The sequence below is a fragment of the Miniphocaeibacter halophilus genome (assembly GCF_016458825.1).
Lineage (GTDB): Bacteria > Bacillota > Clostridia > Tissierellales > Peptoniphilaceae > Miniphocaeibacter > Miniphocaeibacter halophilus.
In genome coordinates, this window is the sequence record NZ_CP066744.1 from 1,702,368 (window position 1) to 1,716,566 (window position 14,199).

19 protein-coding genes are annotated in these 14,199 nt (G+C 27.6%); 17 read left to right on the plus strand and 2 right to left on the minus strand.

Annotated elements, in window-relative coordinates:
* Positions 1-603 (minus strand): nitroreductase family protein, encoded by a 603-nt coding sequence (locus JFY71_RS08380; protein WP_243660358.1) that lies wholly within the window; start codon positions 601-603, stop codon positions 1-3.
* A 343-nt stretch (positions 604-946) separates the two neighbouring features.
* Between JFY71_RS08380 and rpmG the strand changes: the two genes are divergently transcribed.
* From rpmG to JFY71_RS08440, 12 genes are all read left to right on the plus strand, one after another.
* Positions 947-1,096 (plus strand): 50S ribosomal protein L33, encoded by a 150-nt coding sequence (gene rpmG / locus JFY71_RS08385; protein WP_243660359.1) that lies wholly within the window; start codon positions 947-949, stop codon positions 1,094-1,096.
* 19 nt (positions 1,097-1,115) lie between these two features.
* Positions 1,116-1,313 (plus strand): preprotein translocase subunit SecE, encoded by a 198-nt coding sequence (gene secE / locus JFY71_RS08390; protein ID WP_243660360.1) that lies wholly within the window; start codon positions 1,116-1,118, stop codon positions 1,311-1,313.
* 39 nt (positions 1,314-1,352) lie between these two features.
* A complete protein-coding gene (gene nusG / locus JFY71_RS08395; protein WP_243660361.1) occupies positions 1,353-1,904 on the plus strand; it encodes a transcription termination/antitermination protein NusG in 552 nt (183 codons plus the stop codon).
* Between the two features lie 89 nt (positions 1,905-1,993).
* A complete protein-coding gene (rplK, locus tag JFY71_RS08400; protein WP_243660362.1) occupies positions 1,994-2,419 on the plus strand; it encodes a 50S ribosomal protein L11 in 426 nt (141 codons plus the stop codon).
* A 45-nt stretch (positions 2,420-2,464) separates the two neighbouring features.
* A complete protein-coding gene (gene rplA, locus JFY71_RS08405) occupies positions 2,465-3,169 on the plus strand; it encodes a 50S ribosomal protein L1 (RefSeq protein ID WP_243660363.1) in 705 nt (234 codons plus the stop codon).
* Positions 3,170-3,427: 258 nt separating this feature from the next.
* A complete protein-coding gene (tmk, locus tag JFY71_RS08410; RefSeq protein WP_243660364.1) occupies positions 3,428-4,051 on the plus strand; it encodes a dTMP kinase in 624 nt (207 codons plus the stop codon).
* Entirely contained in the window at positions 4,051-4,377 is a 327-nt protein-coding gene (locus JFY71_RS08415) for a cyclic-di-AMP receptor (RefSeq protein ID WP_243660365.1), read from the plus strand. Before tmk ends, JFY71_RS08415 begins: the two co-directional genes overlap by 1 nt.
* A gap of 8 nt (positions 4,378-4,385) precedes the next feature.
* A complete protein-coding gene (locus tag JFY71_RS08420; protein ID WP_243660366.1) occupies positions 4,386-4,664 on the plus strand; it encodes a cyclic-di-AMP receptor in 279 nt (92 codons plus the stop codon).
* The gene (locus tag JFY71_RS08425; protein WP_243660367.1) at positions 4,664-5,512 is read left to right on the plus strand and encodes a DNA polymerase III subunit; all 849 of its coding nucleotides are present in this window, start codon (positions 4,664-4,666) and stop codon (positions 5,510-5,512) included. Before JFY71_RS08420 ends, JFY71_RS08425 begins: the two co-directional genes overlap by 1 nt.
* Positions 5,472-6,320 (plus strand): PSP1 domain-containing protein, encoded by an 849-nt coding sequence (locus JFY71_RS08430; RefSeq protein WP_243660368.1) that lies wholly within the window; start codon positions 5,472-5,474, stop codon positions 6,318-6,320. Before JFY71_RS08425 ends, JFY71_RS08430 begins: the two co-directional genes overlap by 41 nt.
* Positions 6,321-6,389: 69 nt before the next feature.
* Positions 6,390-6,557 carry a DUF362 domain-containing protein gene (locus tag JFY71_RS08435; protein WP_243660369.1) on the plus strand — a complete coding sequence of 56 codons (168 nt, stop codon included), beginning with the start codon at positions 6,390-6,392 and terminating at the stop codon, positions 6,555-6,557.
* Between the two features lie 82 nt (positions 6,558-6,639).
* Positions 6,640-7,485: a pyridoxamine kinase gene (locus JFY71_RS08440; protein WP_243660370.1), complete on the plus strand. Its 846-nt coding sequence runs from the start codon at positions 6,640-6,642 to the stop codon at positions 7,483-7,485.
* Between the two features lie 114 nt (positions 7,486-7,599).
* Here the strand turns inward: JFY71_RS08440 and JFY71_RS08445 are convergent, their stop codons facing one another.
* Positions 7,600-8,901, minus strand: coding sequence for an ISL3 family transposase (locus JFY71_RS08445; protein WP_243660222.1), 1,302 nt, complete (start codon positions 8,899-8,901; stop codon positions 7,600-7,602).
* Between the two features lie 224 nt (positions 8,902-9,125).
* On the opposite strand from JFY71_RS08445, the gene JFY71_RS08450 reads away from it, so the two are divergent.
* From JFY71_RS08450 to JFY71_RS08470, 5 genes are read left to right on the plus strand one after another with little or no spacing between them, the layout of a single operon-like run.
* On the plus strand, positions 9,126-9,842 hold the full coding sequence (locus JFY71_RS08450; protein ID WP_243660371.1) for a tRNA1(Val) (adenine(37)-N6)-methyltransferase: 717 nt from the start codon (positions 9,126-9,128) through the stop codon (positions 9,840-9,842).
* Positions 9,832-10,650, plus strand: a complete 819-nt coding sequence (gene rsmI / locus JFY71_RS08455; protein ID WP_243660372.1) for a 16S rRNA (cytidine(1402)-2'-O)-methyltransferase — start codon at positions 9,832-9,834, stop codon at positions 10,648-10,650. The genes JFY71_RS08450 and rsmI overlap by 11 nt, the downstream gene beginning before the upstream one ends.
* Positions 10,651-10,659: 9 nt before the next feature.
* Positions 10,660-11,619, plus strand: coding sequence for a DNA double-strand break repair nuclease NurA (locus JFY71_RS08460; protein ID WP_243660373.1), 960 nt, complete (start codon positions 10,660-10,662; stop codon positions 11,617-11,619).
* A complete protein-coding gene (locus JFY71_RS08465) occupies positions 11,619-13,472 on the plus strand; it encodes an ATP-binding protein (protein ID WP_243660374.1) in 1,854 nt (617 codons plus the stop codon). The genes JFY71_RS08460 and JFY71_RS08465 overlap by 1 nt, the downstream gene beginning before the upstream one ends.
* Entirely contained in the window at positions 13,456-14,199 is a 744-nt protein-coding gene (locus JFY71_RS08470; RefSeq protein WP_243660375.1) for an acyl-[acyl-carrier-protein] thioesterase, read from the plus strand. The genes JFY71_RS08465 and JFY71_RS08470 overlap by 17 nt, the downstream gene beginning before the upstream one ends.

The following is a 14,199-nucleotide window of genomic DNA, read 5'->3' on the forward strand; positions in this document are numbered from 1 at the left end:
TTATCTAAATATTTTAATTCTATTGTCTATATTATCAAATTCTTTTTCTCCTGCCGGGCTTAATATTTCACCAAAAGGCATTTGTGCAACTAATTCAAATTCTTTTGGGATATCCCATTTAGCTTTTATTTCATTATCTATTATAGGATTATAATGTTGTAAATTTGCACCTATATTTTGTTCTGCAAGGCCTAACCAAATTAATATTTGTAATATAGCAGATGAATGTTGGCTATATTGTGGAAATTTGTCAGCATATGATGAAAAAGTTTCTTGTAGTTCCTTTACTTTATTTTTATTTTCAAAATATAAAATTGTACCGTAAGCAGCTTTAAAACCATCTATTTTAGCCTTAGTTTTAGAAAAGTCCCTATCCGGACCCATTTTCTTCTTTAGAGTATTTTCAACAATATTCCATAAATCATTGTGGTTTTCATTTAATAATATTGATATTTTACCGGTTTGGGAGTTATATGCAGAAGGTGCATTTTTAACAATGTCGGATATTAAATTTATTATTTCATCTTCCGATATTGGTAGATTTTTTCCAAGTTTATAAATTGATCTTCTTTTTCTTTCTATTTCTAATAAATTACTATTCATTGAAATTCTCCTTAATTAATATTTATTATTAGTCACGTAAATAAGTATACCCTCTTGAAAAACTTTAAACACTAATTAGTAATAAATATTAATTTACCTTATGTAAAAATAAGCAAATCTACTAGAAAATTTTTATATATCGATAATATGAATATATATATTTTTTTCTATATTTTATAATATAATACTTGATAAGAGTTAAAATAAAAATTTAGCATTGTATTTATATTTTTTTTAAATTTAATAACTAATAAATTATTGACTAAATGGCTAGTTTGTGGTAAATTAATCAAGTATGAATATGAGTAAAAACTCTATTTAAATTTTTCTTAGGAGGTGCAAAATGAGGGATAAGGTAGTTTTGGAATGTACTGTATGTAAAAATAGAAATTATGACACTATGAAAAATAAGAAAAATACAACTAATAGAATAGAACTTAAAAAATATTGTAAATTCTGTAAAAGTCATACTCTACACAAGGAAACTAGATAGTTAGAAATGGAGGATCGATTTGGCTCAACAAAAAAATGTAGCAAAGAAGAGCTTTGCTAAAGGTGTTATGTCAGAATGGAAAAAAATTATTTGGCCTACACCTAAGGAAGTTTTAAACTATGCAATTGTAGTAGTAATTGTATGTTTAATAGTTGTTTTGTTAGTATTTGGTTTAGATTCTGTTTTCCACTTCTTATATAAACTAATTTCTAAATAAGAATTAAGATTAATAAGAGTAGGGAAGGAGGCCTTTACTATGACAGAGCAAAATAATGATATACAAGATAGAGCAAAGGATGCTAAATGGTATGTCGTTCATACTTATTCAGGACATGAGAATAAAGTAAAAGCAAACATAGAAAAAATGGTAGAAAATAGAGGATACGTTGACGATATCTTTGAGGTAATGGTACCAACAGAAGAATATGTATCGGTAGTAGGTGGCGTAAAAAAGACAAAAGAGAGAAAACTCTTCCCAGGATATGTTTTTATAAAAATGATAATCAATGATATTTCTTGGTATTTAGTTAGAAATACTAGAGGTGTTACTGGTTTCGTTGGTCCAGGTTCAAAACCTGTTCCATTGACTGATAGAGAAATGAGAGATTTTGGTGTTGAAAATATTACAATGCCGGATTTAGATGTAGAAGTTGGAGATTCAATAAAAATTGTTTCTGGAGCTTTTAAAGATTTCGTCGGATCAGTTGAAGAAATTAACGCAGAGAAAAGAAAAGTTAAAGCATTTGTATCAATTTTTGGAAGAGATACAAGTGTGGAAGTTGACTTTGATGACGTTGAAAAAATATAAATTTGAATATAATTGAAATAATTCGTTCGATATAGATTCAAGTGGGAGGGGGAACCCGCCAAACCACATTAGTTTTAAGGAGGACTATAATGGCAAAGAAAGTTCAAGCAATAGTAAAATTACAAATTCCAGCTGGAAAGGCAACTCCAGCTCCACCAGTAGGTACTGCATTAGGACCTCATGGTGTTAATATAATGCAATTCACAAAAGAGTTTAACGCTAAGACAGCTGATCAAGCAGGTATGATAATACCGGTAGTTTTGACAGTATATCAAGATAGATCTTTTACATTTATAACTAAAACTCCACCAGTTCCAGTTTTAATCAAGAAAGAATTAAATTTGGATAAGGCTTCTGGAGAGCCTAACAAAACAAAGGTTGGAAAATTAACAAAAGATCAAGTTAAGAAAATTGCAGAAATAAAAATGCCAGATTTAAATGCAGCATCAGTAGAATCTGCTATGGAAATGGTAGCTGGTACAGCTAGAAGTATGGGTATAACAGTAGAAGAATAAAATTAGTGGGAGAAAAAATTCGATAATACCACGAGGAGGTTCATAATGGCAAAAAGAGGAAAAAAATACCAAGATAGTATTAAATTAATAGATAGAACTAAAGCTTATGATTTAGATGAAGGAGTAGATTTAGTTTTAGAAACAGCTAAGGCTAAATTTGATGAAACAGTTGAATTACATGTTAAATTAGGAGTAGATTCTAGACATGCTGATCAACAAGTAAGGGGAGCTATGGTTTTACCTCATGGTACAGGTAAATCATTAAAAGTTGTGGTTTTTGCAAAAGGCGATAAGGTTGCTGAAGCAGAAGCAGCAGGCGCTGATTATGTTGGCGGAGAAGATTTAGTAGCTAAAATTCAAACAGAAAACTGGTTTGATTTTGATGTTGCAGTAGCAACTCCAGATATGATGGGTGTTGTAGGTAAAATTGGTCGTCTATTAGGACCTAAAGGACTAATGCCTAACCCTAAGTCAGGAACTGTTACTTTTGATGTAGCTGACGCTATTAAAGACATTAAAGCTGGTAAGGTAGAATATAGAGTTGATAAAGCTAATATAATACATTCTCCAGTTGGTAAAGTTTCTTTTGGTAAGGAAAAATTATCAGAAAATATAAATGCTTTAATGGGAGCTATTATTAAGGCTAAACCTTCATCATCTAAAGGTAAATATTTAAAATCAGTTTCCATTTCTTCAACAATGGGACCTGGAATAAAATTAAATTCAGCTAAGTTCTCAACAGAGGCTTAATTTAATATATGCAGATATGGTGTAAGTACATATCTGCTTTTTTATTTGTTTTTAAGATAAAACAGTACATATTTTAATATAAATTCTATATTATTACTAAAATTCTTGTAAATTATTGGATTATGCAATATTATTTAAAGGTAGGTTTTAAATATAAAAGTAACATTAGTTTTATAAGATTTGAATATGAAATAACCGTCCTATGTATTCAACTATAAATTATAGTATAATATAAATATAATCGGAGGAGAGAATTCATTGTTTATTACTTTTGAAGGACCGGATGGTTCAGGCAAAACGACAATTATTAATATGGTCTATAATAGCCTTGTTGAAAAAGGATACAAGATAATAAAAACAAGAGAACCGGGTGGAACTGCAATATCTGAAAAGTTAAGAGATATAATATTAGATAAAAATAATAAAGAATTAACTTATAGGACAGAGGCTTTATTGTATGCAGCATCTAGAGCTCAATTAGTTGAAGAGGTAATCTATCCAAATTTGCAAAAGGGTAATATTATTTTATCCGATAGATACGTTTTGTCTAGCTTAGCTTATCAAGGAGCAGGAAGAAAATTAGGCATTAAAGAAATATTTGAAATAAATAAATTTGCTACAAATAATTTAAATCCAGATCTGGTACTTTTTTTTAAGGTAGATCCAATAACTACTTTAAAGAGGAAAAATGCTTTATTTGAAGCAGATAGAATGGAATTGGAAGATGAAAATTTTCATTCAAGGGTATATAAAGGATATATGGATATATTTGAAAAATATCATGAAAATGATAATTTTGTAGAAATAGATGCAACTAAAAGCATTGAAGAAGTATTTTCAAATTGTTTAAATATTATTCTTGAAAGAATTAGGAGGAAATAATGAAGTTAATTATAGCAATAGTTCAAGATCAAGACTTATACTTATTAAGGGAAGATTTAGCAAAAAATAATTTTAGGATGACCAAATTATCTTCTTCAGGCGGTTTTTTAAAAATTGGTAACAGTACTCTTTTAATTGGTGTTGAAGATGAAAGAGTAGAGGAATGTTTAAAAATAATTGAAGAGGATTGTAAAGCTAGAACAGCAGATTCATCATTATTAAATATAACAATGCCTACGGATTCCTATATGCCATATCCGGTAGAAGTAACAATTGGTGGTGCAACTGTTTTTATTTTAGATGTTGAAGAATATTATAGGTTTTAGGTGATTATATGAAATTTATTGTAGCAGTAGTTGAAGATGATATATCTCATGATATAACAAAATTATTAGCAGTTAAAAAAATTAGATGTACAAAAATATCCTCTACAGGAGGAGCTTTGAAAAAAGGAAACTCAACCTTAATTATTGGTTTTAAAGATGAACAATTAGATGAGATATTAAAAATATTTAAAGATATTAGTGAAAATAGACTAAAAGAACCGGATGATAAAAAATCTTACAACGCAAATGTTTTTGTTTTAAACATGGAGAAAAGTGAGAGTTTTTAATGGTTTTAAAAAATAGAATATTAAAAGAGCAATTATTGAATAATACAGTTTCTCATGCGTATCTTTTTGTTTCAAGCTCTGAAAATATTTTAGAAGAGGAGACTAAAGCCTTTATTTATGATTTACTAGGTTTGGAATTAGGCGAAAAGTTTTTATCTGGAAACTATGTGGATTTTTTAGAGGTTTTACCAGATAATAAGAATATAAAAATTGCAGAAATTAGAAATGTTATTAAATTTTTAAGTACAAGTCCAGTAGAAGGTAAATATAAACTTGTTTTAATTAGAAATGCGGAATTCTTCAGGAAGGAATCTGCAAATGCCTTACTTAAAATACTAGAAGAACCACCGGAATATGGAAAAATAATTTTAACTACAAATAATGAAGAACAAATTATTAAAACCATTATTTCAAGATGTCAAGTAGTAAACTTGGAAAATAATGTACAACTATATGGTGGGAAGAATAATCAATTAAATGATATACTAATTAACAGCATAAATAGGGAACTTTTAGAATTAGCCAGATCAAAGGATTATTTTAATGAAAACAAAGATGATTCCTATGATATTTATACTTACTTCTATAATTTTTTTCATGATTTATTAATTTATAAAAATACAAAGGATATAGAAGAAATCATATATAAAGATAATATTAATATATACAAAGATATAGATGTTTTTAACAATGAAAATATATTAAAAATTTTAGATAAAATTTTGGAAATTAAAAATAATTTTAAAATTAATGTAAATTTTCAGCTCTCAAATGAAGAGCTTTTATTATATATAATGGAGGAACAAAATGGTCGAAGTAGTAGGAATACGCTTCAAAAGGGCAGGTAAAATATACTATTTTAGTCCTAATGGATTTGATATAGAAAAAGGTAATGATGTAATAGTTGAAACTGCTAGAGGAATTGAATTTGGCAAGGCAATTGAAAACATAAAGACTATAGAGGAAAAAGACTTAGTATCTGAGTTAAAACCGGTTATTCGAATAGCCGATGAAGCTGATAAATATATAAACAAAGAAAACAAGAAAAAAGCAAAAGATGCATTGGATATATGTGAGATCAAAGCAAAAGAGCATAATCTTGATATGAAATTCGTAGATTGCGAATACACATTTGATAATAATAAAGTTATTTTTTACTTTACTTCAGATGATAGAATTGACTTTAGGGAATTAGTAAGAGATTTGGCCAGTATTTTTAAAACAAGAATAGAATTGCGACAAATAGGAGTGAGAGACCATGCAAAATTAATAGGTGGTCTTGGTTCTTGTGGTCAACCTTGCTGCTGTAGTAGGTTTTTAAGTGAATTTACTCCTGTATCTATAAAAATGGCAAAAGATCAGTCAATTTCTTTAAATCCAACAAAAATTTCTGGTCTTTGTGGAAGATTAATGTGTTGTTTAAAATATGAACAGGAAGGCTATGAAGAAGGACTAAAGAAACTTCCTAAAGTAGGTACAAAAATTAACACTCCAGAAGGTGAAGGAAAAGTATATGATGTTGATATTCTAACTGAATTAATTAAGGTAAAAATATTAACTGAAGACGATATAGAAGAAATAAAATATTTTTATGCTGAGGATATTATAGGAAATAATTGTAATGATTGTTCCTGTAAATGTGACACAGAATATTGATTTTAAAATTATTATATGGCATAATGTTTTTAGATATTAAGATATCTAAAAATTTAAGGGGGTATTGTAATGGCTTATCATATAAATGATAGTTGTATAGCTTGTGGATCATGTTTACCAGAGTGTCCAGTTGATGCAATTGAAGAAGGAGACATCTATTCAATAGATCCGGACCTATGTACTGATTGTGGATCATGTGCAGCTGTATGCCCAACTGATTCAATCGAAGCTGAATAAAATATATTATAAATAATATATTTAAATAGGGGAAAGTGGAGCCTTTAAAGGCTCCATTTTTATTAATAAACTTGGAGAAAAAATGAGTAAGAATAATATTGTTTTAATAAATGATAGACCGGGGTATAGTAGGGTAGCTTTATCAGCTATGACACCAATTCTATATCATATGGGGTATGGAATATTAAATCTACCAACAGCTATAGTATCTAACACCTTAGATTACGGAGAGTTTGCAATTTTAGATACTACAGACTATATGGAAGAATGTATTGAAATTTGGAAAAAACTTAATTTTAACATTAATAGCATTTCCACAGGATTTGTTTTAAATGAAAAACAGATAGATATTATTGAAAAAGTTATTTATATGAATAGAGAATATAATCCTTTTGTTATGGTTGATCCAATTATGGCAGATAATGGGCAACTATATAATGGAATAGAAAAAGATAGAATACCTATTATGAGGGAGCTTATAACCAATGCTGACTTAACTATTCCGAATATTACTGAAGCATATTTATTGTTGGAAAATAGATTTAATAGGGTTTTTGTTGATACCAAAACAGAATTAATTGATTTAATAGACGGTATTCGTGAATATGGTAGTAAGTCGGTGGTTATAACAAGCGTTAAGGCAAGTAATGGTAAGTATTATATTGCCGGATATGACCATATATATAAAGAATATTTTAAAATTCCTTATGAAAAGATTTCTGTAAATTATCCGGGAACAGGAGATATTTTTTCAGCAATAGTATTGGGATATGTTTTAAAAAATGTAAAATTAGTAGAAGCAACTAGAATTGCAGCAGATTTTATTTATAATTCAATACTTGAGTCGGAAAAAAACAAATGTGATAGAAAAGAAGGAATTAATTTAGAATTATATATTCACAACATAGACAAGGACTTGAAAAAATAAAAGCACCTAGAAAGTTAGATTTAAAACTAGCTTATAGGTGCATTTTTTATTTAGGTTCTTTGTCAAATGGTGTTGGTATACAATAAAATAACAAACTACTTTTATATCAGGCAGCTATATAGCTGCCTGATAATTTTCTATTGGCTTCATTAAATTTTTAATTATAAAAACTCTATTTCTAAAATTATAAAATGACCTATATCCAAAAGCTATTCTTTTTATACTTTTAATAAGATTATTAGTACCTTCCAAGGGTCCATTTGTAATGTTCGTACTTAAAGTGTTTTTCACATATTCAAAATATTTTAACAAGGTGTTTATAGCTACTTCCATTTGTTCACTTACTGTATCCTTAAATAAAGTTAAATGTTCCCTTAATCTTTTAGAATTTTCACATCTAATATCAGATAAAAGAATTTGATAAACCTCATATGTTTTCTTTAAATTATCATCAACGGCTATAGTTTCATTTACTACATCAGATGTGCTTTTCCACTTATTAAAATGTGTCCATTTACTAAAGTGGATTATATCAAGTTTAGAAGAATCCTTTTGAATTAGCTTCCAATATCTTTTTAGTCTTTTATATTCAATAGAGGAAGTACTAAAGTTTTTCATTATTTCAATCCTTGTTTTTAACAAAGCCCTGCCAATAAGATTTACAATATGAAACTTATCTAAAACTATTTGAGCATTAGGAAAAACATCCTTAATTAATGACATATAAGGTTTATATATATCTATACAAATATATTTCACATTTGCTCTTGCTTTATAGGTAAACTTTCTAAAATATTTAGTTAAATAAGGGAGAGTACGATTTTCAACAATATCTATAATATTAAAATTCTTCCTATCACCATTACAAAAGATAAAGCTCATACTGCCCTTAGCATCTTTAGTGGATTTGAATTCATCAAAACACAAAGTTTCAGGCAGATATGACTTGTTAACTCTAAAAGCCTTATAATTAGCCTCTAAAGAACGACTAACAGTATTAGAAGATACGTAATTTAACCTAGCAATATCCTTTTGACTTATTTTCATAGTTAGATTTTCAGTTATATGTAATTTTACCCTATTTGAAATAAAACAATTTTTCTCTACAATATTGGTTTTTGCTGTAAAAGTATGAGAACATTCTTTACAAAAAAATCTTTGTTTTCTTAATTTTAAAATAGTAGGATCTCCATTTAGTGGAAGAAGTTTAATATTTGATATTTTATTTCCGTGCTTAATAATTGCATTCTTGTCCATATTTCCACAAATTGGACAAACATTAGGAGTATAAGAAAGTTTAGCGTCTATAACTTTATATGTTACATTGTTCTTTCTCATGTTATTGCTGAATTTAATAAATTTAATATTCTTATCTTTTATTCCTAAGAAATCTAAGATATAATTACTTGTAGACATAATGACCTCCGATTGGTATTTTGTAGTGAATTTATTGTATCGGAAAAATGGTTGTTATGTCTCTTTTTTTATAAAAAAATGGTGCTGGAGAAGATTTTCATTTTTCTTCACCAACACCATAAATTATAGAACCTTTATTTAAAATTACTATTAGGTTTACTTTTAGTTTTTTTGATTTATATAATATAATGGTATGATAGGGTTGAATTTAAATAGGAGATATTATGAAATTAAACTATATACCGGGAACGGAATATAAAATATATACAGATAGTGAAAAATTCTCTTTTGGTATTGATGCAATTTTGCTATCTGATTTTGCAAAAACTAAGAGGAATAGTAAGATATTGGAAATTGGTGGAGGAACGGGAATCATTTCTTTAAGAATGAATTATTTATACTCACCGAAAAATATAGCTTGTGTGGAAATTCAAAAGGACAATTTTGAAATTTTATCTAAAAATATAGAATTAAATAAACTACAAGACCAGATTAATCCTATTAATGAAGATATTAACAATTGTTACGATTTAATAAAAAATGATTCATTAGATGTAATAGTTACAAATCCACCCTATTATAAATTAAATCATGGCATAAAAAACGATGATTTAAATCAGTTTATTTCAAGGTATGAAGTATATTTAAAATTAGAGGATATTTTTAAATTTGCAAAATTAAAGTTAAAATCCAACGGAATTTTATATATGATAAATAGACCAAGAAGGCTTGTAGATATTTTATATTACGGTAGAAAATATAAGATAGAGCCTAAAAAAATAGTTCCTGTAGTCTCTAGAAAAACAGAAGAACCAAAGATGATTTTAATTAAATTTATTAAAAATAGTGGAAATGATTTTGTTTTTGAAAAGCCATTGATTATTTATAATGACAAAAACCAATATACAGATAAGATTAAGAGGATTTATTATGGAGAATAAATTATATATAGTTCCAACTCCAATTGGAAATTTGAAGGATATAACGCTAAGAGCTTTAGATGTGTTAAAAGAAGTAGATGTTATTTATTGTGAAGATACAAGAAATACAGTAAAACTATTAAATCATTATGATATAAAAAATAATTTAAAGTCCTACCATGAGCATAACGAAAAGTTAAGAACAGAAGAAATTGCAAGACAAATACAAAGTGGACTTAGCATTGCTATTGTTAGTGATGCAGGTATGCCTGGAATATCGGACCCGGGACATACTATAATAAAATATTTTATTGAAAATAATATGGAATTTGAGGTTTTACCAGGTGCTACTGCTAGTATAACAGCTTTGGTTTCATCTGGATTAGATAATGATAAGTTTGCTTTTTTAGGTTTTGTTCCTAGGGAGAAGAAAAAATTAAAAGAATTTTATGAATTATTGGATAATTTGCAAATGACATCAATTATATATGAATCGGTTCATAGAATAAAAAGCACTTTAAAAAAACTTGCTGAAGTATATCCTAATAGAAAAGTTGTAGTTTGTAGAGAATTAACAAAAATTTATGAAGAAAAAATTTCAGGAACCTGCAATGAGCTTTATAATATTTACAAAAATAAGAATAATATTAAAGGAGAATTCGTAATAGTTTTAGATAAGGCTGAAGTAAAAGAAGAGTTATTGGATATTAAGAAATTATTATTGGAAGAAATAAATAATGGTTTGTCAAAGAAGGAGTCAGTTAAGGCTGTTACGAGTAAGTATGGTTTAAACAAAAATGAAGTATACAAAATTAGTTTGGAATTATAGGTGATTTCTTTGGAAGAAAAATTAAGCAATGAATTAAAAAAATTAAATAATCTTTTAATTGAAAAATATTATTCTATTGATAAATATAACAGAGATGAAAAAAGGAATTTACTTAGCAAGGTAGGAAATTACATTAATATAAAATCCTTAAAGGTTGATGAATTAAAAGAAATAAAGGATTTAGGTGGAGTTATAGCAGTTGATGGCTCAACGAATAAATTTGGTGGAGCCTTTCCTCATTATGTTCAGATGTTTAAAGCAGTAGCCAGTTTTGGACTTAAGGAAAATGAAAATATTGAAATTGCAGATTTATATTGCCCATTAATCGAAGAGGGCAATATTTACGAAGAAAAGAAAATTATTGATAAAAAATTAGCCGAAATAGAATTAAAAGCTGCAATAGAAGCTATAAAAAACAATCCTAAAATTATAATTATGGACGGCTCTCTAATAAGATACAGAATATTAGCAGAGAATTTATGGGTTAAGTTAAAGGATTTAGTAATTAAAAATAATATTATATTGATAGGTGTAGTTGAAGATATAAAAACATCTGTAATTTATGATAATATATATAACATAAATCATGAAAACAATACTAGTGAAACTATATATGATAGGGAATTTATTTTTGATGCTTTAGATTCTTTAGAAGCATTATATTTAAATAAACAAAAAAAAGGTAAGGATAGTTTTGGATTTAGATCGACTTTCTTTAGAAGTAGTCAAGCTCCTTCAGCTATAGCGGTGGATATTTTAGAAGAACAGGAGCAATATTTAGAATTTTGCTTGTCGTTACTTGCATCAATAACCGATGTAAATAGTAGGGGAGTTCCCTTTATCTTGGATATAGCAGATGTACAAGCAAGAATTACAAATGATTTAACAAAACAATTAATAAAGACCTATATAAATGTAGAATTTTATGAAAAGTTATTTAATGCCCAAAGATTTAAAAGGAGTTTTTAATGGATATTAAAATAATTGGTATGACAGACCAACAAGAAGCATATATTGGTTCAAATTCAAGGAAATTTAGGATAAATGAATTTTTAATAATTGAGGATATGGACCAAGGTGATATTTTAGGAGAAGTTGTTGAAGTCCATACCTATAATAGATATATTCCCATGGCAAATGATGGGGAAATTATAGACAATAATTTAATAAAAAACTTAAGTATGTTAGGATTTAATTTAGAAGATGGAACAATTTACTTAGGAAAAATTAGATTATTAGAGGAAGCAAACTATCCAATAGAAACCGGATCAAACTGTAGAATTCCTAAATTTAAAGAAGTAAAAAAATACTTTATTTCTACAGATTTAAATAAGGGTTTAAATATTGGAGTAATTAGAAATACAGATGATATTTATGAAAATATAGATGAAGAGTTTGTTGATTTGTCGTTAACCTTAGAAAACAAACAGCTTATTAAGCAAAAGGAAGTACCCTATATATTAAATCTCTATGATATGCATGAATATCCTCATGTAGGGATATTTGGAGGTTCCGGTTCTGGTAAATCCTTTGGATTAAGAGTTGTGTTAGAGGAATTAATGAATAAAAATATTCCAACTTTAGTATTGGACCCTCATTATGAAATGGATTTTTCAGAAAAGTTGAAATCCGACTATGGAAGGGATTATACTAACTTATTTTCAAAATTCACAATAGGTGAAAATATTGGAATAGATTTTAAGAAAATATCCAGCAGGGATTTGAAAAATCTACTTCAAACTTCTTCAAGGTTATCTGAGGCCATGGAAAATGTAGTTGATAATTTACATAAACCTCAAGACAGTTTATTGACTTTTGAACAAAGACTTGAAAGATTGAAAAAAGGCCAAGAGTTAGGTTCATCTTTAAATATTAAAAAGGAAATAGAAGCTACTGATAATATTGAAGAGAAAAAATATTTAAATAAGGTTTTAGAAACCTACGAAAAATTAAACGATAAATCTCCTCCTTCATCTGTAGCAGGTGTATCATGGAGATTTGATAGATTAAAAAAACTTGGAATATTTGAACATAATTCAATAAACGCCGAGGAGGCCTTAAAATCAAATAAATTAGTGGTTATACAGGGAAGTATAAAAATAATTCAGGTATTTTCAACATTTTTAATAAATTCAGTGTATGAAAAAAGAAGAAATTATAAGGATGCTATAATAAATAATAGTGAAGAAGATTATTTTCCTCCATTTTTTATAATAACAGATGAGGCACATAATTTTGCACCTCAATCTAAAGATGGTACTTCAGAATCGCCGTCAAAATATATTTTACGAGAAATTGCTCAAGAAGGCAGGAAATACGGAGTATTTTTAATTTTAGCTACTCAAAGGCCTTCACTATTAGATAGTACAATTACGGCACAGCTTAATACTAAGTTTATTTTTAGAACTACAAGGGCAAATGACATACAGACTATTAAGGAAGAAACCGACCTAAGTATTGAACAGACTAAAAGGCTTCCTTATTTAAAAACAGGAGATGTTTTTTTATCGGAATCCGCTATTGGAAGAACTATGTATGTAAGAATAAGAGCTGCCCATACTACAACACCACATAAGGAAAATCCATTTATTGAACTGGAAAATAGACTAAAGACTGATAATAATGATATTATGGAAATAATAGAAAATTATTTACCTATATCCAGCAATGATTTTTTTGATTTAATTAAAGAAATTCAAGAAGATACAGGTATGGTTTATACAATAGACCAGTTAAGAAATATTTTAGACAATTTAGTTTTAAGAGAGCAACTGGTAGTTAAGAAAACTTTTTTAGGGGATAAATATGAAAAATTTAAATAAAAATATGTATCATTCAGAAAATTATAAAATATATAGTTTTAATTGTAATGAAAATGGTGAGGCAAGTTATCAAGCAATAGTTCAATATATGATTGAAACTTCCATAGAGCAAACCAATATTGTAATGAAGAACAACCATGATTTTGACGACTATTTTTGGGTTATCTACCAATGGGATATAGATTTTATTAAAAGACCAAAAATGGGTGATGAAATAATAATTGAAACAGTGTCAGCAGGAGCTAAAAAATTTTATGCCTACAGAAACTTCACAGTATTTGACGAAGATGGTAATGTTTTTGTACAAGCAAAATCTAAATGGCTATTACTAAATAAAAATAGAAAGATGCCTGCAAGAGTACCTGATGAATTAATTAGCCTTTATGGGAAAGACGAAAGTCTTGAAATCATTAATGGTGAATTTGAATTTAGCAAAGATTTAAAGTTTACAAGGGAAATAGATTTTAGAATTCGTAAATCCGATATAGATACAAATAAGCATGTAAACAATGCAAAATATATTGATTGGATTTTAGAAACAATTAACAGTTATAAAAAAATAAAGAAGATTCAACTAACCTATAAAAAAGAAACCAGATATGGGGAGGAAATAAAATCTAAATCAACAGATTTACTAGAAGAAAATGGCGATAAGGTAATTTATAATATTATAGAAGACAATGAAGGAAATGTGAAAACCTTAAGCAAAATTTATTTAGGAGAGTAA

What these genes read in the sequence shown, in the direction of transcription:
- nusG (WP_243660361.1), top strand. Translation starts at nt 1,353, where the DNA reads ATGACAGAGCAAAATAATGATATACAAGATAGAGCAAAGGATGCTAAA.
- JFY71_RS08380 (WP_243660358.1), bottom strand. Translation starts at nt 603, where the DNA reads ATGAATAGTAATTTATTAGAAATAGAAAGAAAAAGAAGATCAATTTAT.
- rpmG (WP_243660359.1), top strand. Translation starts at nt 947, where the DNA reads ATGAGGGATAAGGTAGTTTTGGAATGTACTGTATGTAAAAATAGAAAT.
- JFY71_RS08450 (WP_243660371.1), top strand. Translation starts at nt 9,126, where the DNA reads ATGAAATTAAACTATATACCGGGAACGGAATATAAAATATATACAGAT.
- JFY71_RS08430 (WP_243660368.1), top strand. Translation starts at nt 5,472, where the DNA reads ATGGTCGAAGTAGTAGGAATACGCTTCAAAAGGGCAGGTAAAATATAC.
- JFY71_RS08420 (WP_243660366.1), top strand. Translation starts at nt 4,386, where the DNA reads ATGAAATTTATTGTAGCAGTAGTTGAAGATGATATATCTCATGATATA.
- JFY71_RS08440 (WP_243660370.1), top strand. Translation starts at nt 6,640, where the DNA reads ATGAGTAAGAATAATATTGTTTTAATAAATGATAGACCGGGGTATAGT.
- JFY71_RS08435 (WP_243660369.1), top strand. Translation starts at nt 6,390, where the DNA reads ATGGCTTATCATATAAATGATAGTTGTATAGCTTGTGGATCATGTTTA.
- JFY71_RS08425 (WP_243660367.1), top strand. Translation starts at nt 4,664, where the DNA reads ATGGTTTTAAAAAATAGAATATTAAAAGAGCAATTATTGAATAATACA.
- JFY71_RS08445 (WP_243660222.1), bottom strand. Translation starts at nt 8,901, where the DNA reads ATGTCTACAAGTAATTATATCTTAGATTTCTTAGGAATAAAAGATAAG.
- rplK (WP_243660362.1), top strand. Translation starts at nt 1,994, where the DNA reads ATGGCAAAGAAAGTTCAAGCAATAGTAAAATTACAAATTCCAGCTGGA.
- JFY71_RS08470 (WP_243660375.1), top strand. Translation starts at nt 13,456, where the DNA reads ATGAAAAATTTAAATAAAAATATGTATCATTCAGAAAATTATAAAATA.
- JFY71_RS08415 (WP_243660365.1), top strand. Translation starts at nt 4,051, where the DNA reads ATGAAGTTAATTATAGCAATAGTTCAAGATCAAGACTTATACTTATTA.
- rsmI (WP_243660372.1), top strand. Translation starts at nt 9,832, where the DNA reads ATGGAGAATAAATTATATATAGTTCCAACTCCAATTGGAAATTTGAAG.
- JFY71_RS08465 (WP_243660374.1), top strand. Translation starts at nt 11,619, where the DNA reads ATGGATATTAAAATAATTGGTATGACAGACCAACAAGAAGCATATATT.
- rplA (WP_243660363.1), top strand. Translation starts at nt 2,465, where the DNA reads ATGGCAAAAAGAGGAAAAAAATACCAAGATAGTATTAAATTAATAGAT.